The 23,840-nt window shown below is 48.9% G+C and carries 21 protein-coding genes, 8 tRNA genes and 1 rRNA gene (1 of these 30 only partly in view); all 30 read right to left on the bottom strand.

The window, feature by feature from the left end; all coding sequences use genetic code 11:
* Nucleotides 1-4 precede the first annotated feature (4 nt).
* Nucleotides 5-991, bottom strand: a complete 987-nt coding sequence (locus MKY98_RS00920) for a gluconeogenesis factor YvcK family protein (RefSeq protein ID WP_023986485.1) — start codon at nucleotides 989-991, stop codon at nucleotides 5-7.
* 12 nt (nucleotides 992-1,003) lie between these two features.
* Nucleotides 1,004-1,903 carry an RNase adapter RapZ gene (rapZ, locus tag MKY98_RS00915; protein WP_013308254.1) on the bottom strand — a complete coding sequence of 300 codons (900 nt, stop codon included), beginning with the start codon at nucleotides 1,901-1,903 and terminating at the stop codon, nucleotides 1,004-1,006.
* 65 nt (nucleotides 1,904-1,968) lie between these two features.
* Nucleotides 1,969-2,919 carry an ROK family glucokinase gene (locus MKY98_RS00910; RefSeq protein WP_069012123.1) on the bottom strand — a complete coding sequence of 317 codons (951 nt, stop codon included), beginning with the start codon at nucleotides 2,917-2,919 and terminating at the stop codon, nucleotides 1,969-1,971.
* 292 nt (nucleotides 2,920-3,211) lie between these two features.
* Nucleotides 3,212-4,165 carry a thioredoxin-disulfide reductase gene (gene trxB / locus MKY98_RS00905; RefSeq protein ID WP_029518998.1) on the bottom strand — a complete coding sequence of 318 codons (954 nt, stop codon included), beginning with the start codon at nucleotides 4,163-4,165 and terminating at the stop codon, nucleotides 3,212-3,214.
* Nucleotides 4,166-4,204: 39 nt separating this feature from the next.
* Nucleotides 4,205-5,974: a tetratricopeptide repeat protein gene (locus MKY98_RS00900; protein WP_029518999.1), complete on the bottom strand. Its 1,770-nt coding sequence runs from the start codon at nucleotides 5,972-5,974 to the stop codon at nucleotides 4,205-4,207.
* Between the two features lie 235 nt (nucleotides 5,975-6,209).
* Nucleotides 6,210-7,034: a histidinol-phosphatase HisJ gene (hisJ, locus tag MKY98_RS00895; RefSeq protein WP_069012124.1), complete on the bottom strand. Its 825-nt coding sequence runs from the start codon at nucleotides 7,032-7,034 to the stop codon at nucleotides 6,210-6,212.
* A 36-nt stretch (nucleotides 7,035-7,070) separates the two neighbouring features.
* Complete coding sequence (gene hisIE, locus MKY98_RS00890; protein WP_069012126.1) at nucleotides 7,071-7,811, bottom strand: bifunctional phosphoribosyl-AMP cyclohydrolase/phosphoribosyl-ATP diphosphatase HisIE; 741 nt, start codon at nucleotides 7,809-7,811, stop codon at nucleotides 7,071-7,073.
* Nucleotides 7,808-8,566 (bottom strand): imidazole glycerol phosphate synthase subunit HisF, encoded by a 759-nt coding sequence (gene hisF / locus MKY98_RS00885; protein WP_039274196.1) that lies wholly within the window; start codon nucleotides 8,564-8,566, stop codon nucleotides 7,808-7,810. Before hisF ends, hisIE begins: the two co-directional genes overlap by 4 nt.
* 11 nt (nucleotides 8,567-8,577) lie before the next feature.
* On the bottom strand, nucleotides 8,578-9,309 hold the full coding sequence (gene hisA / locus MKY98_RS00880) for a 1-(5-phosphoribosyl)-5-[(5-phosphoribosylamino)methylideneamino]imidazole-4-carboxamide isomerase (RefSeq protein WP_029519006.1): 732 nt from the start codon (nucleotides 9,307-9,309) through the stop codon (nucleotides 8,578-8,580).
* 95 nt (nucleotides 9,310-9,404) lie between these two features.
* A complete protein-coding gene (gene hisH / locus MKY98_RS00875) occupies nucleotides 9,405-10,034 on the bottom strand; it encodes an imidazole glycerol phosphate synthase subunit HisH (RefSeq protein ID WP_029519007.1) in 630 nt (209 codons plus the stop codon).
* Nucleotides 10,035-10,037: 3 nt separating this feature from the next.
* Nucleotides 10,038-10,646, bottom strand: a complete 609-nt coding sequence (gene hisB / locus MKY98_RS00870) for an imidazoleglycerol-phosphate dehydratase HisB (RefSeq protein WP_029519009.1) — start codon at nucleotides 10,644-10,646, stop codon at nucleotides 10,038-10,040.
* Entirely contained in the window at nucleotides 10,630-11,943 is a 1,314-nt protein-coding gene (gene hisD, locus MKY98_RS00865) for a histidinol dehydrogenase (RefSeq protein ID WP_069012128.1), read from the bottom strand. The genes hisB and hisD overlap by 17 nt, the downstream gene beginning before the upstream one ends.
* Before the next feature lie 69 nt (nucleotides 11,944-12,012).
* Complete coding sequence (gene hisG, locus MKY98_RS00860; RefSeq protein WP_029519011.1) at nucleotides 12,013-12,657, bottom strand: ATP phosphoribosyltransferase; 645 nt, start codon at nucleotides 12,655-12,657, stop codon at nucleotides 12,013-12,015.
* Nucleotides 12,611-13,858 carry an ATP phosphoribosyltransferase regulatory subunit gene (locus MKY98_RS00855; RefSeq protein ID WP_069012130.1) on the bottom strand — a complete coding sequence of 416 codons (1,248 nt, stop codon included), beginning with the start codon at nucleotides 13,856-13,858 and terminating at the stop codon, nucleotides 12,611-12,613. The genes hisG and MKY98_RS00855 overlap by 47 nt, the downstream gene beginning before the upstream one ends.
* Before the next feature lie 231 nt (nucleotides 13,859-14,089).
* Nucleotides 14,090-15,241, bottom strand: coding sequence for an acyltransferase (locus tag MKY98_RS00850; RefSeq protein WP_069012131.1), 1,152 nt, complete (start codon nucleotides 15,239-15,241; stop codon nucleotides 14,090-14,092).
* Between the two features lie 147 nt (nucleotides 15,242-15,388).
* Nucleotides 15,389-15,883 carry an acyltransferase gene (locus MKY98_RS00845; RefSeq protein ID WP_029519016.1) on the bottom strand — a complete coding sequence of 165 codons (495 nt, stop codon included), beginning with the start codon at nucleotides 15,881-15,883 and terminating at the stop codon, nucleotides 15,389-15,391.
* Nucleotides 15,880-16,533: a pyrophosphatase PpaX gene (ppaX, locus tag MKY98_RS00840; protein ID WP_029519017.1), complete on the bottom strand. Its 654-nt coding sequence runs from the start codon at nucleotides 16,531-16,533 to the stop codon at nucleotides 15,880-15,882. Before ppaX ends, MKY98_RS00845 begins: the two co-directional genes overlap by 4 nt.
* On the bottom strand, nucleotides 16,530-17,585 hold the full coding sequence (gene lgt / locus MKY98_RS00835) for a prolipoprotein diacylglyceryl transferase (RefSeq protein ID WP_029519019.1): 1,056 nt from the start codon (nucleotides 17,583-17,585) through the stop codon (nucleotides 16,530-16,532). Before lgt ends, ppaX begins: the two co-directional genes overlap by 4 nt.
* A gap of 43 nt (nucleotides 17,586-17,628) precedes the next feature.
* On the bottom strand, nucleotides 17,629-18,567 hold the full coding sequence (gene hprK / locus MKY98_RS00830; RefSeq protein ID WP_029519020.1) for an HPr(Ser) kinase/phosphatase: 939 nt from the start codon (nucleotides 18,565-18,567) through the stop codon (nucleotides 17,629-17,631).
* A gap of 337 nt (nucleotides 18,568-18,904) precedes the next feature.
* On the bottom strand, nucleotides 18,905-20,029 hold the full coding sequence (locus MKY98_RS00825; protein WP_029519022.1) for an ABC transporter ATP-binding protein: 1,125 nt from the start codon (nucleotides 20,027-20,029) through the stop codon (nucleotides 18,905-18,907).
* 103 nt (nucleotides 20,030-20,132) lie between these two features.
* Nucleotides 20,133-21,275: a PucR family transcriptional regulator gene (locus MKY98_RS00820; protein WP_029519023.1), complete on the bottom strand. Its 1,143-nt coding sequence runs from the start codon at nucleotides 21,273-21,275 to the stop codon at nucleotides 20,133-20,135.
* A 160-nt stretch (nucleotides 21,276-21,435) separates the two neighbouring features.
* Nucleotides 21,436-21,508: transfer RNA gene (locus MKY98_RS00815), tRNA-Lys, on the bottom strand.
* Between the two features lie 7 nt (nucleotides 21,509-21,515).
* A tRNA-Tyr gene (locus MKY98_RS00810) sits at nucleotides 21,516-21,601 on the bottom strand.
* A gap of 9 nt (nucleotides 21,602-21,610) precedes the next feature.
* Nucleotides 21,611-21,683 (bottom strand) — tRNA-Phe (locus MKY98_RS00805).
* Nucleotides 21,684-21,761: 78 nt separating this feature from the next.
* A tRNA-Asp gene (locus MKY98_RS00800) sits at nucleotides 21,762-21,838 on the bottom strand.
* A 23-nt stretch (nucleotides 21,839-21,861) separates the two neighbouring features.
* Nucleotides 21,862-21,937: transfer RNA gene (locus MKY98_RS00795), tRNA-Thr, on the bottom strand.
* Nucleotides 21,938-21,941: 4 nt separating this feature from the next.
* A tRNA-Val gene (locus MKY98_RS00790) sits at nucleotides 21,942-22,017 on the bottom strand.
* Between the two features lie 10 nt (nucleotides 22,018-22,027).
* Nucleotides 22,028-22,104: transfer RNA gene (locus tag MKY98_RS00785), tRNA-Met, on the bottom strand.
* 31 nt (nucleotides 22,105-22,135) lie between these two features.
* Nucleotides 22,136-22,227, bottom strand: a tRNA-Ser gene (locus MKY98_RS00780).
* A gap of 129 nt (nucleotides 22,228-22,356) precedes the next feature.
* A 23S ribosomal RNA gene (locus MKY98_RS00775) occupies nucleotides 22,357-23,840 on the bottom strand; it runs 1,446 nt beyond the window's last position.

The raw sequence follows: 23,840 nt of genomic DNA, 5'->3' as shown, positions 1-23,840 counted from the left end.
GGACTCACCTCCTTCTTAATATCCAGTTTTGTACCAATTGGTAAATATGCTGGCTCAATTTGTCTGCATCATGCCGTAAATACGTGCGGAACAGAACTAATGTATCTGCCACCACTTTATATCCCCGGTCGGTCAGCTCGCCCATGTCTACTTGAACTGGCTTGGCTCCCTGCTCGGCATACATTTCCTGTACTTGGGGTGGAATTTCTCCGTTATTTACAATGACATAGTCGAAGAGATGATGCCCTACATGCTCAAAAATAGCTTGCAGATGGTCTCCTACTGTATAGCCATCGGTTTCACCAGGCTGGGTCATAACGTTACAGACAAATATTTTGATAGCGTCTGATTTCACTACAGCTTCAGCGAGTTTAGGTACAAGCAAATTCGGTAATATGCTGGTATATAGACTGCCGGGGCCAATCAAAATCGCATCAGCTTCATTAATGGCCTCTACAGCCTCAGGCAACGGCTCCACGTGAGTCGGTTCAAGAAAGACGCGTTTGATTCGTCCGCCCGCTTCTGGGATCTTGGACTCTCCGGTAATCACCGTGCCATCCTCCATTTCGGCGCTTAGCACAACGCCTTCCTCGGCTGCTGGCAGCACACGTCCCCGGACAGCAAATACACGGCTAAGCTCACGCACCGCCGTTACAAAATCTCCCGATATATCGGTCATCGCTGCTAAAATCAGATTGCCCAGACTATGGCCTGACAATCCTGATCCCGCACCGAAACGGTATTTCAGCATATCTGACATCACTGGTTCCACGTCAGCCAAGGCAGTCAGCACATTGCGAATATCCCCTGGGGGGGGCATCTGCAGCTCACTGCGCAAAATCCCGGAACTTCCGCCATCGTCAGCGACTGTAACAATAGCCGTAATATCTAGCGGCTTTTGCTTTAAGCCCCGCAGCATGACGGACAAGCCGGTTCCGCCGCCCATAACAACTATACGTGGGCGCTCCCGTTGTGATCCGGTCTCTTTCATGATTTCACCTCATTAATGCCGGTCCCGATCAGCATCCCGATGCGAAACAGAAACAGATTCTGTCTCGCTGGCACCCAGCATTTTTCCTAAATACTCCGATATTGCAACAGAACGATGCTTACCGCCAGTACAGCCAATGCCGATAATGACCTGGCTTTTGCCTTCTTTGCGATATTGCGGAATCAAAAAGTGTAACATATCCAGCAACTTGGTCAAGAATGCCTGAGTCTCGGGCCATTTCATGACATAATCATATACATCGCTATCCTGTCCAGTGTGGGGACGTAGTTGATCCACATAGTGGGGATTAGGCAGGAAGCGCACATCGAATATAAGATCGGCATCAATGGGAATACCATACTTGAAGCCAAAAGAAGTAATGTTCACGGAAAGCATACTGCTCTCCAGATGAGAAAATCGTGAAATAATCCTTGCCTTTAAAGTTGCAGGCTTCATCACACTTGTGTCAATAACCTGTGTAGCCGAGCTTTTTAGTTCTTCCAACATCTTGCGCTCCAACCGAATCCCATCCAAAGGCATACCGTCTGGAGCCAGCGGATGACGTCTACGACTTTCCTTATACCGCTGTACGAGAACGCCATCATTCGCATTTAAGAATAAAATTTCACAATGAATCGTAAAATGATCTTTAATATAATTCAACGATTCCGACAAGGCAGTGAAAAATTCTCGTCCGCGTAAATCAATGACGAGTGCAACCTTGCCTATTTTACCATTAGACTGCTCAATCAACTCTGCAAATTTGGGAATCAGTACAGGGGGCAAATTATCAACACAGAAGAAGCCCAAGTCTTCCAGGCTCTGAACCGCAATGGTCTTCCCTGCGCCTGACATCCCCGTAATAATAATGAGCGTTGCCCACGGCGCAGCATTTTTTAGGTTATCTGTCATATGGACTTCCCTCTCCTTTTGCTTCTTCGCTCTATGCCAGTACCCGTATTATCAGTAACCTGTGGTCAGGAGCGTAGCAGCAACCCTGCAGCCCCTACAACACCCGCGTCATTGCCTAACACCGCTGGTACGATATATACACCTTTTTGAAGCGGTTCAGGTGCCAGCTTGGAGTATACGCGACGCATCTCTTCAAACAAAAAGTCGCCTGCTTTAGAAACACCGCCGCCTATAATAAACAACTCTGGATTAAGCACAGCGGCAACCGCTGCCATGGATTTCCCCAAATAAAAGGCAGCCCGGTTCACGATACGCAGTGCGACTTCATCCCCGGCTTTAGCAGCATCAAATACTTCCTTGGCGGCAATTTGATCCTCCAGCGCCAGAGAGGTCCGGTCGCCACGTTCCACAGCATCCTTGGCCATACGAATGATGCCTGTTGCAGAAGATACAGTTTCCAAGCAACCCATTTTGCCGCATCCACACTGAATTGCCTCCAGATCAGGTACGACGCTGATATGACCAATTTCCCCGGCCATGCCTGAAGAACCTTGGTATATTCTACCGTTTATAATAATACCGCCACCTACTCCTGTTCCCAGGGTATAGCATACGCAGTTTTCGATGCCTTTGCCTGCACCAGCCCAAGCCTCACCTAGCGCAGCAACATTCGCATCATTGTCTATTTTCACAGGCTTGCCAATCCGGTTCTCTAGGAGCGCACGGATCGGTACGTCACGAAAGCCAATATTAGGAGCGAGGACAATAATACCATCACGAACATTCGTAAAACCTGCAACGCCTGCACCGACACCCTTGAGTTGATCCCACTCATAAGGAGATTCCTCAACAATGTGCCGCACATATTTTTCGATATTACCAATGACAACATCTACACCTTTATCGGTTTCGGTTGGTCCCTCGTATGTGTGCAAAAGCTGTCCGTTCTCATTACAAATGCCTACTTTAATCGCTGTACCGCCCAAATCGACACCCACATAGATACTTTCAGACATGTTCCAAGCCACCTTTATGTTTACTTAAAAACCTGGTATGAAATATATGCTTATAATTCCTACTTCATAATAGTAATCCTACGTTCCAACTATAATTGAAGCCCTCGTTACGGTCAAGGACACTTCCTTGTTGAAAAGTGTACGATTAGAGGAACTTTTAACCTTATGCACCCATAAAAAGGAGAAAGCCCGTGCAAACGCAGCAGGCTTTCTCTTCCTGAACAAAAGATGTGGCATAACAGAGGTTTCCTTCGCTCTCCCGTTAGCCTTTTTGTGTACTATAGACACGCTTTTATTGATCCAGTGTTTCGCTCCAGTCGTGAACAGCACTGCCTTCGAGATATTTCTCGCAGTCCATAGCCGCCATACAGCCCGTTCCCGCAGCCGTAATCGCTTGACGGTAACGATTATCCTGTACGTCCCCACAGGCAAAAACTCCGGGGATGTTCGTTTCCGTTGTGCCTGGCTTCACTACAATATAGCCGTGTTCATCCGTATGGATTTGTCCGTTCAGGAAACCTGTATTCGGTGTATGCCCGATGGCTACGAACACGCCATCTACCTCAATCAGCTCATCCTGATTGGTCTCATTATTGTGTACCTTCAAACCCTTTAAACCAGATTCTCCCGTCACAACTTCCAGAGGAGTCCGGTTTAATGCCCAATGTACTTTTTCGTTCTCACGCGCGCGATCTTGCATAATTTTGGATGCCCGCAACTCATCGCGACGATGGACCAAGGTTACACTGGAAGCAAAACGGGTCAAGAAGCTCGCTTCCTCCATGGCTGAATCGCCACCGCCAACCACGACAATCTTTTTCCCGCGGAAAAAGAAGCCATCGCAAGTTGCGCAAGTGCTGACTCCGCGACCTACATTGTCCTGCTCACCCGGAATACCAAGATATTTGGCGGACGCACCTGTAGCAATAATGACCGACTCCGCCTCAATGATGCCTTTACCCTCTACCTTCACTTTAAAAGGACGTTTGCTAAAATCCACTTCCTCTACCCAACCGGAAGTAAATTCAGCGCCAAAACGTTCAGCCTGCTTGCGCATATTATCCATCAGTTCAGGCCCGAGGATACCTTGCTCAAAACCCGGAAAATTTTCAATTTCGGTCGTTGTAGTAAGCTGCCCACCGGGCTGCATCCCTTCAATGATCAGCGGATTCATGTTAGCACGTGCCAAATAAATAGCCGCTGTGTAGCCTGCAGGACCTGTACCAATAATTATGGATTTATACATACGTTTGTTGCCTCCTTTAAGTGATGTTTGGAGCAGGTCTCAGACCTGCTTTTTAAACGTGGAGAGCGGCTGCTTCAGCTTCTGTTTGATACCACACACGCTGTCAATCTGGCGTGCATAGCGGCTTACGGTCGATACGGAAATACCATAGCGATCGGCTACTTCCTGATAGGTGACTGAATGATGATGCATTTTGGCAGTCAAATATTCCAGCGCCGCTGCCCATCCCTCAGTATGCTGAACCATCGGAACTTCCGGGGCAAGCCGATCCAAATACTCCAGCCACAGCGATCTCAAGTCGTGCTGCATGACCGGATCGGATGGCTTGCTCATAACGGTCAGTACCTTATCCAGCACTGCCTGCCATTGTGGATCAACCGGGGAGGCAGATACATCACCTTCAATTGTATGAGGATCGTTCTCAACCTCCAACTGATCAGAACGTTCCGTTTCCGGGTACATTTTCTGCTCACCCTGCTCCGTCAGCTCTTGCAATACTTGCAAGGCACGGCGTTTCAGCTCATCCTCCTGGTCCGGGTCTTCTACGAAGGACTCCAGTGCCTGACGCACCTCATCATCACCGATCAAGCTTAACGCCTGAATGACCTGAAGCTGAGTCGCCCGGTCCCCGTGGCGCAAGGCCCAGAAGAAGGATGACCGGATTAGCGGGTCCTTCTTCATGCTGTCAGGCACCTGGTCAGCACCAAACTTCTCCCACATGCGGAATTGCTCCTCAAACGGGAGATGATAATGATAGCTGAGCACTTGCAGCGGTGTACCCTCCTGCTGGAGTTCCTCCAGTCGGGACAGGAAAAACCGCGGAACTTCCGAGGAAGCATCCTGCTTTTGCAAATGACTCCACAACCGCCGTGCTTCCGCATATCTTCCCGTATTGCTGGCAGCTACCGCCGTGTAATGGTACAAAGAAGCGTCCGCATTGTTCTCTCCATCGCCATGAAGCAACCTGCGGAAATGTCTGTAGGCCTCCTCATGGCGTCCGAGAATGCCCATAGTGGTCGCCAGCTTGAATACCTGCTCCTCCTGAAACGGTATAGTGACCGCCAAAGTCTGCACCAGACGATCCAATTCCGGGCCGCCGCCCTCGTGCTGATAAAAGATCGCCAAGTTGCACAATGCGTGTAAATTCCCCGGCTCATCCTCCAACACTTGAATAATGGTAGCCTTAGCATTTTGGAACAATCCCATGTAGTAATACGCTAACGCCAGATTATTTCGCGCAGCGAACATATCCGGTTGTTCCTCTGAAATTTGCTTGAGCAACTGGGCTGCCTGAGCAAATTTCCCCTCCTCCAGCAGGACACGAGCCTGATCATGCTCTACTACTCCCTGCCGGGCCTTAATGCGGTTCAGCTTCGTTGGACGGTCCAGCTCATAATAGAGCAGCTCCATCATTTCCTCCGCTTCATCAAGAAACTGGCCTTCTTCGTCCTCCTCCAGGTACGTGACCAATGCTTTCTCCGCTTCTTCAAACTGCTCCATATTAGCGTAATTATTCGCCATATAGAAATAACACTCTGTCATCGACGAGTCTACGTCACTCAGAACAGAGGACAGGATCTCATTCGAACCTGCATAATCCCCCATCTCTGATAATATACCCGCCATATTGCAATGATTCACCGGATTATCCGGTTCATATTCAACGGCTTTGCGAAAATATTTCAATGCCTTGTCATAATGATTGCGATCAAGCGAGCGCACAGCTTTCTCAAAAAAGAAAGATGCGTCGAAACGCAAAGCAATAATCTTAGGGCTAGGTTCCGATACTCGCAGATGTTTCCCTTTCATAAATAACCAAGGCACCTCCTTTAAAAGTAACTGACATGTTCATACCCTTCAGTATACCACAACTTCAAAACGACTTGACAGTCGATCCTACCTCATTCCAAAAAACGGATATATGCTCGTATACAATAGATATATATACAAGAATACGCTAAATAGCCGAGCGCTTTTCCCTGTATACATAGGGAGCGTTCGGCTAGCCACTGGATATGATACTTAGACCCAATAAACGTAATAATTAAAGCGTCAGCGGCACCGGCGAGCGCTCGCGATGCTGAAATACGGCAAGCTCGCGATAGCCGACTTCATATAGAAGCGCGCGTGCCTTCTCCAAGTGCTCGGACAGCTTCGCCGGATCATGGGCATCCGATCCTACGGTCAGCGGGATGCCTAGCGAAAAAGCTTCGTCCAGCATGCGGCGGCTCGGGAACATCTCAGCACAGGGCTTCGAAAGCCCTGATGCATTCAGTTCCATCGCCCGACCGCTGCGGGCAACGGCTGAGAGTGCGGAGCGCTCCAGTTCACGCAGCTCCTCCATTTCCTCCGGCTTCGGATGATAGCCGAAGCGCTTAATGACATCCAAATGCCCCATGATGTCATACAAACCGGTAGCTGCCGCCTTAGAAACTGCATTATAATACGTGCGGTACACCTCAAGCACATTTTTGCCTTCCCAATGGTGTACCTGACGGAAGTCCGTGATATCCCATTCACCTAGAAAATGGACGGAACCAATCACATAATCCCAGGGATACGCGGTGATGATATCTTCGATTTCTCGTTCCCAGCCCTCAATGTAGTCGCCTTCCAAGCCAACACGAATATCAATTTGCTCTTTAAAACGTTCCTTCAGTTCCAAACATTCTTCCACGTATCGGGGCAGCTCCTCCATAGGCATCGCCATTTCCGGGTAATAGTCAGCCGGTTTTACATGCAGTAGTGGCATGTGATCGGACAAGCCGAGCTGATCCAGCCCCAGCCGAATTCCCTGCTGTACATACTCTTCCAGACTCCCTATGGCATGCCCACAGCGGGCGTGATGCGTATGATAGTCAATTTTCATGCGATCCTCCCTCTTTCAACACTACAACAAATCGTACTAATCACGACGAGGTCGTTCATGACGGCGATTCAGCTCAGCCAGCACGTGATCTAGCGGTAGCTTGCGCTCCTGCAACAGCACCAGCAGGTGATAAATCAGGTCGCTAACCTCCAGGCGCAGTTCATCATTATCTTTATTTTTGGCGGCAATGATCGTCTCGGATGCTTCTTCGCCAACCTTTTTCAAGATTTTGTCTACACCTTTATCAAAAAGATAGGTCGTATAGGCCCCTTCAGGACGTGTCTCTTCGCGCTCCTTAATAATCGCCTCCAGCTGGGCAAGTACCTCAAAGCGGTCTGCTGAAGCATTGGAAATATCATCGGTTTGATTTACCAGCGTGTGGTCTCCTGCATTTCCTGCAACAGGTGCTACAGCCGTCCCTGGCGCGGAAATATCACGGAAAAAGCAGCTCGTTGCTCCTGTATGACAGGCAGGACCGTTCGGAATGACACGTATCAACAGAGCATCACCGTCACAATCCAACTGGATGGAAGTGATTTTTTGCGTATTCCCTGAAGTAGCCCCCTTGTGCCACAGCTCCTGTCTGGAACGAGACCAGAACCAGGTCTCTCCCGACTCCAAAGACAGTTTCAGCGACTCGCGGTTCATGTAGGCCAGCGTAAGCACCTGAAGGGTGGCATCATCCTGCACAATCGCCGAGACAAGACCCACCTCATTCCAGCGGACATTATCCAGTATCTGCTCCAGAGATAGCTGTTGGTTCAATTCGTTGCTCATCGTATCTCCACTCCTCTGCGCTTCAAATCCCGTTTTAGGTCAGGGATTCCTATTTCTTTATAGTGAAAAATCGTTGCTGCTAATCCAGCATCCGCTCTGCCCGCCGTAAACACGTCATAGAAATGCTCCTGTTTGCCTGCTCCGCCAGAAGCAATAACTGGAATTCCGACGGTATCCGATACCGCAGAAGTCAGCGGCAGGTCAAAGCCGTCCTTGGTTCCGTCCGCATTCATGCTGGTCAGCAGAATCTCACCGGCTCCCAACTGTTCAGCTTCCTTGGCCCAGGCCAAGGCGCGAATACCAGATGGCGTGCGGCCTCCGTGGGTATATACTTCCCACTCGCCCCACGCCTCGTTATACTTGGCATCAATGGCAACAACGATACATTGTGAGCCAAAGCTGCGCGCCCCCTCCGCAATCAGCTGAGGATTACGGACAGCCGCCGTATTTACGCCGATTTTATCAGCCCCTGCACGCAAAATGCGTTTCATATCATCGACATGAGATATCCCGCCACCTACGGTGAAAGGAATGGCAATTTCCCCGGCTGTCTGACGAACTACTTCTTCCATGGTGGCACGCCCTTCAACTGAAGCAGAAATATCCAGAAATACGATTTCATCTGCCCCTTCCCGGTCATAAAGCGCCGCCAATTCCACCGGATCACCTGCATCGCGTAGGTTCACAAAATTAACGCCCTTAACCACCCTGCCATCCTTTACATCCAAGCAGGGAATAATACGTTTAGCCAGCATGCCTACTCCCCCTATGCCTTTGCTACAGCTTGTATGGCAACCTGCAAATCAATGCTCCCTGTATACAATGCTTTACCCACAATAGCACCACCTACACCCTCCTTCGCATAGGTGCTCAGCGTGATTAGATCTTCCATCTTACTGACACCGCCGGAAGCGATCACGGTTCGTCCACTGCTTTTCGCAAGCGCTACGACCGCCTCGACATTCGGGCCTTGCATCATTCCGTCGCGGGAAATGTCTGTGAAAATGAACGTTTCCGCTCCCTTGGAGGCCAACTCAGCAGCCAATTCGTCCGCTCGAACCTCCGAGGTTTCAAGCCATCCGCGCGTGGCCACATAGCCATTCCGTGCATCCAGACCAATGGCGATCCGATCACCGTAGGTACCCAATACCGCTTCCGTAAAAGCACGGTCCTCAATCGCTGCCGTACCCAAGATCACACGGCTCACTCCCAACGACAACAGCCGCTCCACATGTTCACGCGTACGCAAGCCGCCACCCACTTGTACAGGCACTTGCACCGCAGAAGCGATGCGCCCAATGAGCTCATCGTTCACCGGTTGGCCTGCTTTAGCACCGTCCAAATCAACCAAGTGAATGTAGGAGCCGCCCATACGCTCCCATTCTTGGGCAACCTCCACTGGGTTTTCGTTGTATATCGTCTCCTGGCTATAATCTCCTTGTACCAGTCGTACACATTTGCCATCGCGAATATCAATCGCTGGGTATATCGTGAACAAAGTATGACCCCCTTGTGAGCTATTCAACATCTATATGCCTTTACATCCATCAACGACCAAAGTTGGCGTACCCTCAACTATAGACACATGAATCGTTACGCTCGCTTTTCCGCTTCCGCCAGTTCCAAAAACTGTCGAAGCAACCGCATCCCCATTTCCCCGCTTTTCTCCGGGTGGAACTGCATGCCATATACATGGCCTCTGCCCACGATAGCCGTTACGGGCCCACCGTAGTCAGTCACCGCCAGTAGGTCACTTTCGGCCTCCGGCTTCGCATGATAGGAATGTACGAAATACACATGTCCTTCCTCCAAGCCCTGTAACAACGGGTGGTTCGGCTGAGTCATACGCAGACGATTCCAGCCCATATGCGGCACTTTAACCCCCAGATCAGGAGCAAACCGAACGACCTCACCTGGTAAGATATTAAGCCCTTCGTGACTGCCGTATTCTTCACCACGAGTGAACAACAGTTGCATTCCTAGACAAACACCGAGCAGTGGTTGTCCAGCGCTTGCAACCTCCTGAATCACCCGATCCAATCCGCTGGAACGTAAATGCTCCATAGCATCCCCGAATGCCCCTACACCCGGCAAAATCACACCGCTGGAGGAACGAATCACTTGGGCATCTCCCGTTACTACAGCCTCATAGCCAAGACGCTCAACTGCCTTGCTCACACTATGCAGATTGCCTCTGCCGTAATCCACAATGGCAATGGACATGGGCTACAGCACTCCCTTCGTTGAAGGCACTCCCGTCACCCGTGGATCAATGGATGTCGCTTCATCCAGTGCACGTCCCAGCGCTTTGAACACCGCCTCAATCATATGGTGGGTATTTTGCCCGTAGTGAACGATGACGTGTAGCGTCATGCGAGCCTCCAACGCAAATTTCCACAGAAATTCATGCACCAGCTCTGTCGAAAAGCTCCCTACCTGCTGTGATGGATACTCCGCACGATACTCAAAATGAGGTCGGTTACTCAGATCAATGACAACCTGTGCGAGCGCCTCATCCATTGGTACAAAGACGCTGGCATAGCGCTTAATTCCTTTTTTATCACCCAATGCTTCCAGCAAGGTCTGTCCCAGACAAATACCAATATCCTCTACGGTATGATGATCGTCGATATCCACATCCCCTCTGGCCTGCACATTCAGATCAAAGTGTCCGTGCTTGGTGAACAAGTCCAGCATGTGATTCAGAAAAGGAACATCCGTTTCAATCTCAGCTTGCCCTGTGCCGTCTACTGCAAAAGATAGCTGAATGTCCGTTTCGTTCGTCTTTCGGCTGACGCTGCCTGTACGTCCTGCTACGTTATTTTCGTTCCCCATCGCCATCCACCGCCTTCTTTTCATTGTCCAATCGAACTTGTATCGCCCGTGCGTGACCTTCCAGTCCTTCATGGCGGGCAAGCTGCATAATCGTCTCACCATTGCGCAGTAGCGCTTCTTTGCTGTAATAGATCATACTCGACTTCTTGATAAAATCATCAACATCCACTGGCGAGGAAAAACGTGCCGTTCCATTCGTCGGAATAATGTGGTTAGGTCCGGCAAAATAATCGCCTACTGGCTCCGAGCTGTACGCTCCCAGGAAAATAGCTCCCGCGTTTTCGATCAGACCTACATGCTCCATCGGCTGCTCTGTCATAATTTCCAAATGTTCTGGTGCCAGTCGGTTTACAATATGGATGCCCTCTTCCAAAGTGTCGACGACAATGATAGCCCCGTATGCCTCCACCGATGCAGCAGCAATATCTCTGCGCGGTAGCTCTGCCAATTGGCGCTGTACTTCAGCTGATACTTCTTCGGCCAAGCGTTGCGAGGGCGTAACCAGTATGGCTGAGGCCATCTCGTCATGTTCCGCCTGTGAAAGCAGGTCAGCCGCTACATATGAGGCATTCGCCGTGTCGTCAGCCAACACGACAATTTCACTTGGTCCAGCTATACTGTCGATATCCACCGCGCCGTACACCTCGCGCTTCGCCAGCGCTACATAAATGTTACCGGGACCGCAAATTTTATCGACTGGTTCAATGCTATGTGTTCCGTAAGCGAGGGAAGCAATCGCTTGCGCTCCGCCAACCCTATATATTTCCGTTACACCAGCCTCTGCCGCAGCTACCAGTGTATATGGATCTATCCCTGCCTTGCCGCCTGTCGCCGGGGGTGTCACCATGACAATCTCAGGTACACCAGCCACCTGAGCGGGAATGACATTCATCAGCACAGAGGATGGATAGGCCGCTTTACCGCCCGGAACATACACGCCTACACGTTTCAACGGTCGGATAATTTGGCCGAGCAAGCTACCGTCTGGCTGTAAATCCATCCACGAATTACGTTTTTGCTTCATGTGAAAAGCACGGATATTATCCGCCGCTTCTCGAATCGCCTGTAAAAAAGAAGGCTCTACCTTGTCATATGCCGCCTTCAATTCTTCCTCCGTCACACGAAGTTGCTCTGCGATCAGTGATACACCATCAAACGATTGCGTATACCGCAGGACAGCCTCATCCCCCTCTTGGCGTACCGACTGAATAATGGTACGCACAGCCTCATTTTGCTCAGGTGTGCCGTAATCCACCTCCCGTTGGAGACTGAAATCACGGGCTGATACAATCTTCATTTGTCCATTCCCCCTTACTTGCAGCTTGCAGAATGCTCCTTTAACCCTTGGCTTATTCCTTTAGTTGATTTACTCCCGGGGTGCCACCGCATTGGGAATCACCTGATGCAATCGATCACACAAAGCCTGAATCGAGCTGTTTTTCATCCGGTAGCTGACCCGATTCGCAATCAGACGACTGGTAATATCCAGTATGCTGATCTGCTCGACCAATCCATTCTCCCGCAAGGTCTGCCCCGTCTCTACCATATCAACAATGCGGTCTGCCAGGCCAATTAACGGCGCCAGCTCAATGGAGCCATTCAGCTTAATAACCTCCACCTGTTGGCCTTGCTCCCGAAAATACTGGGAAGCCACATTCGGATACTTTGTAGCGACCCGCTGACGAATACCTGGCTGCCAATCTGGTAAAGCAATCACTGACATCCGACAACGGGCAATCCCCAGATCCAGCAGTTCATACACATCCTTGTTTTCTTCCAGCAAAACATCCTTGCCCACAATGCCGATGTCCGCCGCCCCGTACTCCACATACGTAGGAACATCGACGGGCTTCGCCATAATAAATTCCATGCCTAGCTCAGGCAGTGGAATGACCAGCTTGCGCGTTTCGTCCACATCCAGTGGAATTGGAACCCCCGCCTGGCGAAACAGCTCGGAAGCCTGCTTATAAATCCTTCCCTTGGGCATGGCTACTTTCAATGTTTCTGTCATGGCAGTTCCCCCCTTGTACTGGCTCTCTTCCTTCGGCTGTATAGCTGTATACCTCTGCGTACAGCCCCTGCTGCTCACGACGTCGATCTTCCGGTCCGCCCGTGAGCCCTGTTACTACAGTAAGACCTGTTGCGCGTAGCTGTGCCGCTGCAGATAACGCCTCTTGGCGTCCCTGTTCGTCATAACGGATAAGTACAGGAAGCTTCGTCTCCATTTGGATACCATCCACACCATCGACGATCCGGTTTGTCTTCAATGCAAATCCCGTTGCAGGTACGGATCGACCAAACTGCTGAAGCAGATTGTCATAGCGACCCCCGTTGCATACCGGGAACCCAATCTCCGCCGCATAGCCCTCAAAAGTCATTCCTGTATAATATGAAAAATCCCCGATCATGGTAAGGTCGATTAACACATGCTCAGATACGCCGTATGCCTCCAGTACTTCCCACACCTCGCACAAATGTGCAATGGATCGAATCGTCTGCTGCTCCACACTAAGACGGGTAGCCTGGTCACAAATTTCTTTTCCACCGCGCAACCGAAGAATAGCTTCCAGCTTATCCCGATGTTCGGGAGCCAAGCCCAAAGCTTCAATCGCTGTTCGGTAGCCCACTACATCACGACTGAGCAACAGTTCCTTTAGCGCTTGTTGTTCAGCCTGACGGCCTGGAATGATTTCCTCAAATAAGCCGTTCAGAAATCCCACATGTCCCATGGCAATTTTAAAAGAGGCCACTCCTGCCGCCTGTAATGATGCAATAGCCAATGCTACAACTTCTGCATCAGCCTCAGGCGAATCATCACCTACCAGCTCCACACCTGTCTGAAAAAACTCCGCTTCTCTTCCTGCCTCTTCCTCAATCGCCCGAAATACATTTGCGTGGTAGGAAAGTCGGAGTGGTACTTCCTCTTCCTTTAGCAGCGAAGATACCACCCGCGCAATGGGAGCGGTCATATCCGATCGCAGCACCAACGTGGTTCCCCGGTTATTGAGTAATTTAAACAGCTTTCGATCGGAAGTAGAACTAGCCACTCCCACCGTATCGTAGTATTCCATCGTAGGCGTCATAATCTGGCGGTAACCCCAGCGCTCCATGCATTCGAGTACATTCAGTTCAATGGCCCGCAGCTTCGACACTGCACGTGGAAGATAATCTCGAACCCCTACAGGGATTTCGAATCCTTTTGGCTTAGACATCTCTATCACCTCATGATTTCACAATATCTTTATCATGGTAAAGTGCTAACAAACTAAAGTATATTCGATATATTATCATGCTCTACTTGTGAACGTCAACCGAACGGAGCAGCCCTTTTTTACAGATTCGCCAAGCCGCTGCCCCTTTCTATATTTTATCCAATGCAAAATACACGAATCCTAAAAAAAAGACTGCCAGCCCTAAGCCAACAGTCCAATCAATCAAAATATTTAGCTATTCATTTGTTCATCTTTACTCCGGGAAGGAAACTTCGGAACCGTGCCCAAACCGATCCATGCAAATGGTACATATCGAAAACACAACGTCACAATCAACCATGAGCCAAACAACGCCAACAACCATCCACCCGTAACAGAGAAGATATATTCTACTGGCGTTCCGTGCAAATCCAGCTTGCGATATACTCTCAATAACGCCGGGTGAAGTAAATAAATGCCGAATGAGCATGAGCCCAGCCAGCTGATTAACATTCGCAGCCTATCGTTAGCATGACGATATAATAAAACCGAGAACTGAAACAGCACCAGCGCTGAGACGAGGGCATATGCATTATGGAGCAGTTCATAGATCAGCGAGTCTGCATAGATGGCTTCGCGATATGCTACAAACCATATTTGTACATATGCTATACCCAGGAGTAGCCAAGCCACCCACAAGCCCCACCAACTGATCAACTGTCCGCGTCTAATTACTGTACCTGACACCGGAAAAAGCCACTTTTTAAACCCTTCATATCCAATCGCTACAGCTGCGCCCAAGGCAAAATAACTGATATACGTAATCGCGAGACTTCCTCTTTCCTCTTGCCAAACATATTTGTTCAGCAATACAAACCCCCATTGAATGACTAACCCTACTGCCAAAATGATACAGGCTGCTCTCCGTGGACTCGATATCCAATGACATAAGCGCTGCACTCCCCACAACAACAGTGGGAAGACCAAATAAAATTGGATGATGATGATGACATAATACAAATGCGTGTACGCCTTTCCCGTTAACAGCACGAGCGGAAGATCACTGAGCGGCATCAACCCGCGTGTTACCAAGGTCAAATAATACACAAGAGAAAACAAAACGTACGGCAACACAATAAACATCAGTCTTTTTCGGAAGAATATAAGCATATTCTTACCACGAAGCGGCCTATCGACATAATTGTAAAATAAAACAAACCCGCTCACAAAAATAAATACTGGCACCGCAAAGCTACTAAACATATTTAAAAATAGAAAAGGGTAAAACAATAGAGAATGGCGCGCATCAATTAAAGCCATTGAAGTCGCATGAATGGTAACAACGGCTGCAATTAATATTCCCCGGTAAACATCAAGCTCTGGTATACGTTCTTTTTTGACCAAATCAACACGCTCCCATATCGCTTTGCAAATATGTCTGTTATCAATTTTTAAACATAATTAACATGCATTACCCCACTTATTATACAGAAAAACAACAATAAGGAAGACCCCTTAATACATAAGGGGTCTTCCTTATTGTGCTATTTCCTACTCATCCACACCAGAGCGTCTTAAATCACGCAACGGATTGCCACCTACAAATGCACCTGCGGGCACGTCTTTATGCACGACCGCTCCGGCTGCTACGATAGCTCCGTCACCGATGGTGACACCCGGCAAAATGGTTGTGTTGGCGCCGATCAGCACATGATCACCAATCACCACTTTACCGATACGATACTCTTGTATGAGGTATTCGTGAGCCAGTATCGTTGTGTTATATCCAATGACCGAATTGTTCCCTATCGTAATATGCTCCGGAAAAAAAACATCCACCATCACCATCAGGCCGAAGGCCGCATGTTGCCCCACCTTCATCCCCAGCACTCTGCGGTAAATGACGTTTTTCAGAGAAAGCACAGGACAATACCGGGCAATCTGTATAAAAATAAAGTTCTTAATGCCTTTCCAGCGGCTCACCGTCCGATAAATCTGCCACAACGCATTGGGACCTTCTACAGGATAGCGGTTCACCCTTCTCACGATACATTGACACCTTGAAGCTCCAGCTTCAGCAAATCCCGCATATCATGCAACATGTAGTCAGGCCCATATCCGCGCAGAGTTTCCTCGCCCTTGAGCGACCAAGCTACACCAGCCGATTTCACACCTGCTGCCTGAGCTGACAAAATATCAAAAGAACTGTCTCCGACCATCAATGTATGCTTTGCTTCAGCATTCAAACCTGTCAAGGCCTTGAGCACTGGTTCAGCGTGTGGCTTTGGATGTTCCACATCGTCTACCGTTACAATATAGTCCATTGAGGAAGTCAGATTGAACAGATTAAGTACACGTATCGTGGATGGTCGTATTTTGGTTGTCACAACCCCCAGCTTAATCCCTCTCGCACGCAACTCCTGAATGACCTCAATGACATATGGAAATGGCTTCACCATTTGGTCATGATGAATCTGATTATAAGCACGGTAGTCCTTAACCAGCCTAGATACATCCGTTAATCCCGAAAAAGTACGGAGTTGATCGTCCAGCGTTCCACCCATATGAGGAATAATATGCTCCCGCGTCAGCGGATCAGCATCTGGATGATTCAAAATGTGTAGAAATGTGCTGATGATCAGCTCATTCGTATCCATGATGGTGCCGTCTAAATCAAACAAAATCGTATTTATCATAGATGCTCCTTCTTGTCCTCGTCCGTGTCTTCCTTAGGTAGCTTATCCGCCGTAGCTGTTGGAGGAACCGCGTCCTGTCCTGGACGGGATACCTGCTCTGGCATCACGTCAGGTACCTGATCAATCCCCGCTTTGCTGGAGATAATCGGATCGCTATATCGAGCAACAGATGTACCCTTCCGGCGACGAACCAAAATGAAAATCACGGCAGCTACAACAATAAAGATAGGCAGCAATTGCGAGATCCGTACATTACCGTAACTCGGGTCCAGATGCCCTGGTTCAAACCCTAGCCATACCATAGGAGACCACAAAGCATTCACAAAGGAAGCCAGCCAATCCGGTCCCTGAAAAGCCAAACTGTCCGTCCGTACACGCTCGATGAAGAAACGGCCAATTGAGTACCAAATGAAGTAAAATGCAAACATTTCGCCTGCACGCACAAATTTCATACGACGAATGACGAGCAGCAAAATCACACCTACAATACTCCACAGTGATTCATATAAAAATGTAGGGTGATGGAACACCCCGTTAACGTTCATCTGATTCACAATGAAATCCGGCAGATGCAGCTGATTCCGCAAAAATATCTCTTCCGTCGGTCCACCGTAGGCTTCCTGATTGACAAAATTACCCCAGCGTCCAATCGCTTGACCGATCAGTAGGCCTGGTGCACAAATATCAGCGATACGCCAGAAGTTATACCCTTTATACCGGAAATAAATGACCGCACATATAATGGCCCCGATCAAGGCACCGTATATCGCAATACCGCCATTCCAAATTTTAAAAACATCCCATAGATTATCTCGGTAGTCTTCCCATTTGAAGGCTACATAATAAATACGCGCTCCAATAATAGCTGAGGGAACACCCAGAAGCAGCATATCCATAAAAAAGTCCTGCGAAATACCGAATCTTTTTCCTTCACGGATGGCAAGATATAAACCCACAAGCGCCGCCAGCCCCAAAATAAGCCCATACCAGTGGACCTTGATTGCCCCGATTGAAAAAGCGATCGGATTCAGCAGTAATGTTGCCGTTGACATATGTTTCTCTCACTCCTCGTTCTTCCTTACAAACGAACAAACCTTAATCCATCTCTTCCATATCTTCGGAAATTGTAGCAGTCAGCTTGTTTGTAAATTGCAGGGCTGCATTAACACCCATTTGTTTCAAACGATAGTTCATCGCCGCCACCTCGATAATAACAGCCAAGTTTCGGCCCGGACGAACTGGAATCGTAACCAGTGGAACATCTGTATCAATAATGCGTGTCGTTTCCTCATCGAGACCAAGACGGTCATACTGCTTGTCCTGCTGCCATGCCTCCAGACGAACAACCAATGTAATCCGTTTGTTATTACGAACTGCACCGGCCCCAAACAGCGTCATCACATTAATAATGCCCACGCCACGAATTTCCAACAGGTGACGGATCAGCTCAGGTGCTGTACCATGCAGCTGAAAATCGGACGTTTGCCGAATTTCTACCGCGTCATCTGCTACCAAGCGATGTCCACGTTTAACCAGTTCCAGTGCCGTTTCACTTTTACCAATTCCACTACTTCCTGTGATAAGCATTCCCACGCCATACACGTCACACAGTACACCATGAATAGTTGCTGTAGGAGCCAGCTTTCTTTCGAGAAAGCCTGTGATGCGGCTTGATAAAATCGTCGTCGCCATATTAGTGCGCAGTACAGGAATATCTCGCTCTGCGCTCGCCTCCACTAACTCAGCCGGTACCTCTAGACCACGTGTGACGATAATGCATGGAGTCAGCTCTGTACACAGACGCTCCATCCGATCCCGGCGTTCCTCAGGAGGAAGCATTCCCAGAAAAGCCAACTCAGACCTTCCCAGAAGCTGTACCCGCTCTTGTGTATGATATTCAAAATACCCGGCCATCTCCAGACCTGGGCGATTTAAATCGTCCACTGTGATCAGTCTTCGCAGACCTTTTTCACCGGAAATAACTTCCATTTGAAACTGCTGTACAAGCTCGGATACCTTTACCTGTTTAGCCATTTTATTCTCCCCTTCATCTGCAAAACCAGATTCTATACGTCACTTGATTTATGTAGCTTTACCCTATTAACCATACACCCCAACGCCAGTCTATCCTGCGCCAATGCACACTCCACTTGATTTAACATATGGTTCCAGGCTAGCTCCATTCCGCCAGCTGGGTTGATCCCATCTAGGACTCCTGCCAACGAACCTACATCTAGACCTGTCCATTGTACCCATCGTATCGGAATTTTCCAATGAATGCAATGCCGAAGCTAGTAGCCGTATGCGATATATAAAAAGAGTCGCAGTTCTCCGCTCGGGGAAAACTGCGACTCTCTTCCAGAGGCAAATTTTATTCGCCAACCAGAACACTCAATTCCGATTCCTTATCAAAAATATGAACCTTGTTCATATCAACAGCCAACTTCGCTTTGACACCATCACGAGTATTGGAGCGTCCGTCTACACGGGCAATAATCGTATCATTTCCAGCACCGCTCAGGTACAACAGCATTTCATGACCGAGGTTTTCCGTTACATCCACAGTGGATGTAAAGATCGTATTCGGAGAAGCCTCCAAGAATACAGGCTCTTCATGAATATCCTCAGGACGGATACCCAAGATCACTTCTTTCCCGATATAGCCCTTCGCTTTTAAAATCTGTCCTTTACCTTCTGGTACAAACAGATCCAGACCCGGCGCAGCAAAATGCAATGCACCTTCTTTTTCAACCAGCTTACCTGTGATAAAGTTCATCGTAGGAGAGCCGATAAAACCAGCTACGAACAGATTCACTGGACGGTTGTACAGTTCATCTGGGGATGCAGCTTGTTGGATAATACCATCCTTCATAACTACAATCCGGTCACCCATCGTCATGGCTTCGACCTGGTCATGGGTTACGTAGATAACAGTCGTTTCCAGACGCTTAGCCAGCTTCGTGATTTCCGCACGCATCTGACCACGCAGCTTGGCATCCAAGTTGGACAGTGGCTCATCCATCAAGAACACTTGCGGGTCACGCACAATCGCACGTCCCAAGGCAACACGCTGGCGTTGACCACCTGATAACGCTTTCGGCTTGCGGTCCAGCAGATGCTCAATATCAAGGATTTTAGCCGCTTCACGTACACGTTTGTCAATTTCTTCTTTCTTCACCTTACGGAGTTTCAGACCAAAAGCCATGTTTTGATATACATTCATATGCGGATACAAGGCATAGGATTGGAATACCATCGCGATATCGCGGTCCTTTGGAGCCACGTCGTTCACAACACGATCTCCAATGTACAATTTACCGTCTGAAATTTCCTCTAGACCAGCGATCATACGGAGCGTAGTAGATTTACCACAACCGGAAGGACCAACCAACACGAGAAACTCTTTATCTTGAATGTCCAAATTGACATCAACAACCGTAGCTTTATCTGCACCCGGATATTTTTTGAAAATATGCTCTAAACGTACACCAGCCATAGCTTTTGCCTCCCTAAGATCAAGTTATGAAATCGAATACATTTCTTACTTGTATCTTACCCTAGTCCCCGTAGCATGGCTATTCGCAAACTGCACAAAAATGCTATTTCCTTTTTGTCACTTTGTACAATAGAAGATAGAGCTTGACTAAAACCGCATCATTAAACGTCCGCACGTCCAATCCAGTCTCCTGTTTGATCTTGTCCAAACGGTAAATCAACGTATTTCGATGCACATATAGACGCTTAGCTGTCTCACTCACATTACAATCCAGTTGAAAAAAGATGTCTAATGTGGCCATCGTTTCTGAGTCTTCTAGTATGACAGATGACTTCATTACCTGCTCTAAAAATAATACGCGTTGTTCCTTGGAAATGCGGTTTAACAGCCTTTCCAAATGAAGCTCCCATGAAAAGTGGATGTGCTCTGTTACATGAAAAATCTTGCCCAAATGTATGGTCTCCCATAACAAATTCAGCTCTTGGGGAAGACTTTGCAAAGGGATTGAAGGCTTAGAAACCGCCAAATGGAATACACCCACCCACTCATTCGCAATAAGCTCATATAGACCCAAGCTAAAAGCCGTGAGAACCTCCTCCAACGATTCCGTAAAATCTGCATCCCTGGACTCAGTGTCTTTATCCCGTTCATCGTCCGCTCCTAATAAAAGCTCCTTTTTAGCCATAATCAGCCAAGACTGTTTGTCCAATGGAGTAAGCAGCACATCCCCTCCAAAATAGCTCGCGAACAATCGATGGAGCTGGGTATAAGTAATAGCCCCCTCCTGTGTTCCCTCGCCATTCAGTAAAATCGGAACCATACACGCTGATAGCGAATCACGAAGCTGCAATTCATCTGGAACCTCTTCTTCCTTGTTTAGATTGGCAGCCTGCTGTATAAGCCATTGTCCATAACGATTCATGCGCTCTTCCTCGCTATAAACCGGGTTATCCGACAATTGTGGACCGTTCTGCCAGACCTGCTCCATGTTCCCCAATAGCGCTTCTACCAGTTTCCGTTCTCGATCCGTCAAATATCTGGCCTCTACCACAAATGCAGCCAGTTCACCTGCCGACGCACGAAATGGAAAATATAACTTGTTGTCACGGACAAACGATCTATCCGGAATAACTGAATCGGCTGTCCCTCCCTCTGCCATCATTTCCGGGCACCAAGGCACTATGGTAAAAGGCGCTTGAATAATATTCTGAAGCTGTTGCTGAATCCATTCTGTATCCAGAGTCACGCGATCACCACTTCACTTTTTTTTAGAATATAGAATAAGCACTAAGCGAACATAATGAACTCATTATAACCTGTCGATACCGTAAAATAAAAAAGCTATATAAAAACATAACTTAAAACAATACAAAAAAAGCCATCAACCTATAGTTGATGACTTCTGATGAGCCATGAAGGACTCGAACCTTCGACACCCTGATTAAAAGTCAGGTGCTCTACCAACTGAGCTAATGGCTCGTAAAACTGGTGGAGGATGATGGATTCGAACCACCGAACCCGTAAGGGAGCAGATTTACAGTCTGATGCGTTTGGCCACTTCGCTAATCCTCCATATAAAGGTGGCTCGGGACGGAATCGAACCGCCGACACGAGGATTTTCAGTCCTCTGCTCTACCGACTGAGCTACCGAGCCATATCCATTAACAAAAAAATAAAGTGCGGAGGGATACCCCTTCCCACTTTAGTACGGTAAAACTATTGAATTGAAAAATGGCGGAACTGACGGGATTCGAACCCGCGATCTCCTGCGTGACAGGCAGGCATGTTAGGCCTCTACACCACAGTTCCCTGGATTTTTCAAAATTCAAAAATGGTGCCGGCGAGAGGACTTGAACCCCCAACCTACTGATTACAAGTCAGTTGCTCTACCAGTTGAGCTACACCGGCACAATGGTGGAGGCTGAGGGGATCGAACCCCCGACCCTCTGCTTGTAAGGCAGATGCTCTCCCAGCTGAGCTAAGCCTCCTGGGTATGTATGGTAGCGGCGGAGGGGATCGAACCCCCGACCTCACGGGTATGAACCGTACGCTCTAGCCAGCTGAGCTACACCGCCATAACATAATATTTCGCTAGCTTGTCCTAAATGGCGGAGAGAGAGGGATTCGAACCCTCGCACCACTTTCGCAGTCTAACCCCTTAGCAGAGGGTCCCCTTATAGCCACTTGGGTATCTCTCCATATAAATGGACTCACTTAGCAAAACTCCGCAAGTTATTCTGTATCTCAACAAAGTGATTTGGAATATCAAGCGCAATTTCAAGGTTACACCCTGAAAACTGGATCCGAAACTCATTTGCGTCTTATCTTAGGATAAGCCCTCGACCGATTAGTATTGGTCAGCTCCATGCATTACTGCACTTCCACCCCCAACCTATCTACCTCGTCGTCTTCAAGGGGTCTTACATACTGGGAAATCTCATCTTGAGGGGGGCTTCACGCTTAGATGCTTTCAGCGCTTATCCCTTCCGTACATAGCTACCCAGCGGTGCTCCTGGCGGAACAACTGGTACACCAGCGGTACGTCCATCCCGGTCCTCTCGTACTAAGGACAGCTCCTCTCAAATTTCCTACGCCCACGACAGATAGGGACCGAACTGTCTCACGACGTTCTGAACCCAGCTCGCGTACCGCTTTAATGGGCGAACAGCCCAACCCTTGGGACCTACTTCAGCCCCAGGATGCGATGAGCCGACATCGAGGTGCCAAACCTCCCCGTCGATGTGGACTCTTGGGGGAGATAAGCCTGTTATCCCCAGGGTAGCTTTTATCCGTTGAGCGATGGCCCTTCCATGCGGTACCACCGGATCACTAAGCCCGACTTTCGTCCCTGCTCGACTTGTAGGTCTCGCAGTCAAGCTCCCTTCTGCCTTTGCACTCTTCGAATGATTTCCAACCATTCTGAGGGAACCTTGGGGCGCCTCCGTTACTCTTTAGGAGGCGACCGCCCCAGTCAAACTGCCCACCTGACACTGTCCTCGCACCGGATTACGGTACCAAGTTAGAACCTAGATACGATCAGGGTGGTATCCCAAGGATGCCTCCCTTCAAGCTGGCGCTCAAAGTTCGACGGCTCCCACCTATCCTGTACAGATCGTACCCAAATTCAATATCAAGCTGCAGTAAAGCTCCATGGGGTCTTTCCGTCTTGTCGCGGGTAACCTGCATCTTCACAGGTATTAAAATTTCACCGGATCTCTCGTTGAGACAGCGCCCAAGTCGTTACGCCATTCGTGCGGGTCAGAATTTACCTGACAAGGAATTTCGCTACCTTAGGACCGTTATAGTTACGGCCGCCGTTTACTGGGGCTTCGGTTCATAGCTTCGCTCTTGCGAGCTTACCACTCCCCTTAACCTTCCAGCACCGGGCAGGCGTCAGCCCGTATACTTCGCCTTGCGGCTTCGCACAGACCTGTGTTTTTGCTAAACAGTCGCTTGGGCCTTTTCACTGCGGCCCCCTCGGGCTATTCACCCTACCGAGGCACCCCTTCTCCCGAAGTTACGGGGTCATTTTGCCGAGTTCCTTAACGAGAGTTCTTCCGCGCGCCTTAGAATTCTCTTCTCGCCTACCTGTGTCGGTTTGCGGTACGGGCACCTTCTCCTGGCTAGAGGCTTTTCTTGGCAGTCTGAGATCATGACCTTCGCTACTATAATTTTCGCTCCCCATCACAGCCCAGCCTTAACGATGTGCGGATTTGCCTACACACCAGCCTCACTGCTTAGACGGACATCCATCCGTCCGCGTCACTACCCTACTGCGTCACCCCATCGCTCATAACGGATTACGGTGGTA

This window comes from Paenibacillus sp. FSL M8-0228, from assembly GCF_038007385.1.
GTDB classification, from domain to species: Bacteria; Bacillota; Bacilli; order Paenibacillales; family Paenibacillaceae; genus Paenibacillus; species Paenibacillus polymyxa_D.
This window is presented reverse-complemented; position numbering and strand designations above follow the sequence as displayed.

Bases quoted from the DNA above. Each gene is read 5' to 3' on its own strand.
- MKY98_RS00910 (WP_069012123.1), bottom strand. From the start codon at position 2,919: ATGTCTGAAAGTATCTATGTGGGTGTCGATTTGGGCGGTACAGCGATT.
- hisG (WP_029519011.1), bottom strand. From the start codon at position 12,657: ATGACAGAAACATTGAAAGTAGCCATGCCCAAGGGAAGGATTTATAAG.
- hisH (WP_029519007.1), bottom strand. From the start codon at position 10,034: ATGTCCATTGCCATTGTGGATTACGGCAGAGGCAATCTGCATAGTGTG.
- hisIE (WP_069012126.1), bottom strand. From the start codon at position 7,811: ATGAGCAACGAATTGAACCAACAGCTATCTCTGGAGCAGATACTGGAT.
- MKY98_RS00825 (WP_029519022.1), bottom strand. From the start codon at position 20,029: ATGGCTGGTGTACGTTTAGAGCATATTTTCAAAAAATATCCGGGTGCA.
- ppaX (WP_029519017.1), bottom strand. From the start codon at position 16,533: ATGATAAATACGATTTTGTTTGATTTAGACGGCACCATCATGGATACG.
- hisB (WP_029519009.1), bottom strand. From the start codon at position 10,646: ATGGGGAACGAAAATAACGTAGCAGGACGTACAGGCAGCGTCAGCCGA.
- lgt (WP_029519019.1), bottom strand. From the start codon at position 17,585: ATGTCAACGGCAACATTACTGCTGAATCCGATCGCTTTTTCAATCGGG.
- MKY98_RS00855 (WP_069012130.1), bottom strand. From the start codon at position 13,858: ATGTCTAAGCCAAAAGGATTCGAAATCCCTGTAGGGGTTCGAGATTAT.
- hisD (WP_069012128.1), bottom strand. From the start codon at position 11,943: ATGAAGATTGTATCAGCCCGTGATTTCAGTCTCCAACGGGAGGTGGAT.
- trxB (WP_029518998.1), bottom strand. From the start codon at position 4,165: ATGTATAAATCCATAATTATTGGTACAGGTCCTGCAGGCTACACAGCG.
- hisF (WP_039274196.1), bottom strand. From the start codon at position 8,566: ATGCTGGCTAAACGTATTATTCCCTGCTTGGATGTAAAGGATGGCAGG.
- hisJ (WP_069012124.1), bottom strand. From the start codon at position 7,034: ATGAAAATTGACTATCATACGCATCACGCCCGCTGTGGGCATGCCATA.
- hprK (WP_029519020.1), bottom strand. From the start codon at position 18,567: ATGGCTAAACAGGTAAAGGTATCCGAGCTTGTACAGCAGTTTCAAATG.
- MKY98_RS00900 (WP_029518999.1), bottom strand. From the start codon at position 5,974: ATGAAAGGGAAACATCTGCGAGTATCGGAACCTAGCCCTAAGATTATT.
- MKY98_RS00920 (WP_023986485.1), bottom strand. From the start codon at position 991: ATGAAAGAGACCGGATCACAACGGGAGCGCCCACGTATAGTTGTTATG.
- rapZ (WP_013308254.1), bottom strand. From the start codon at position 1,903: ATGACAGATAACCTAAAAAATGCTGCGCCGTGGGCAACGCTCATTATT.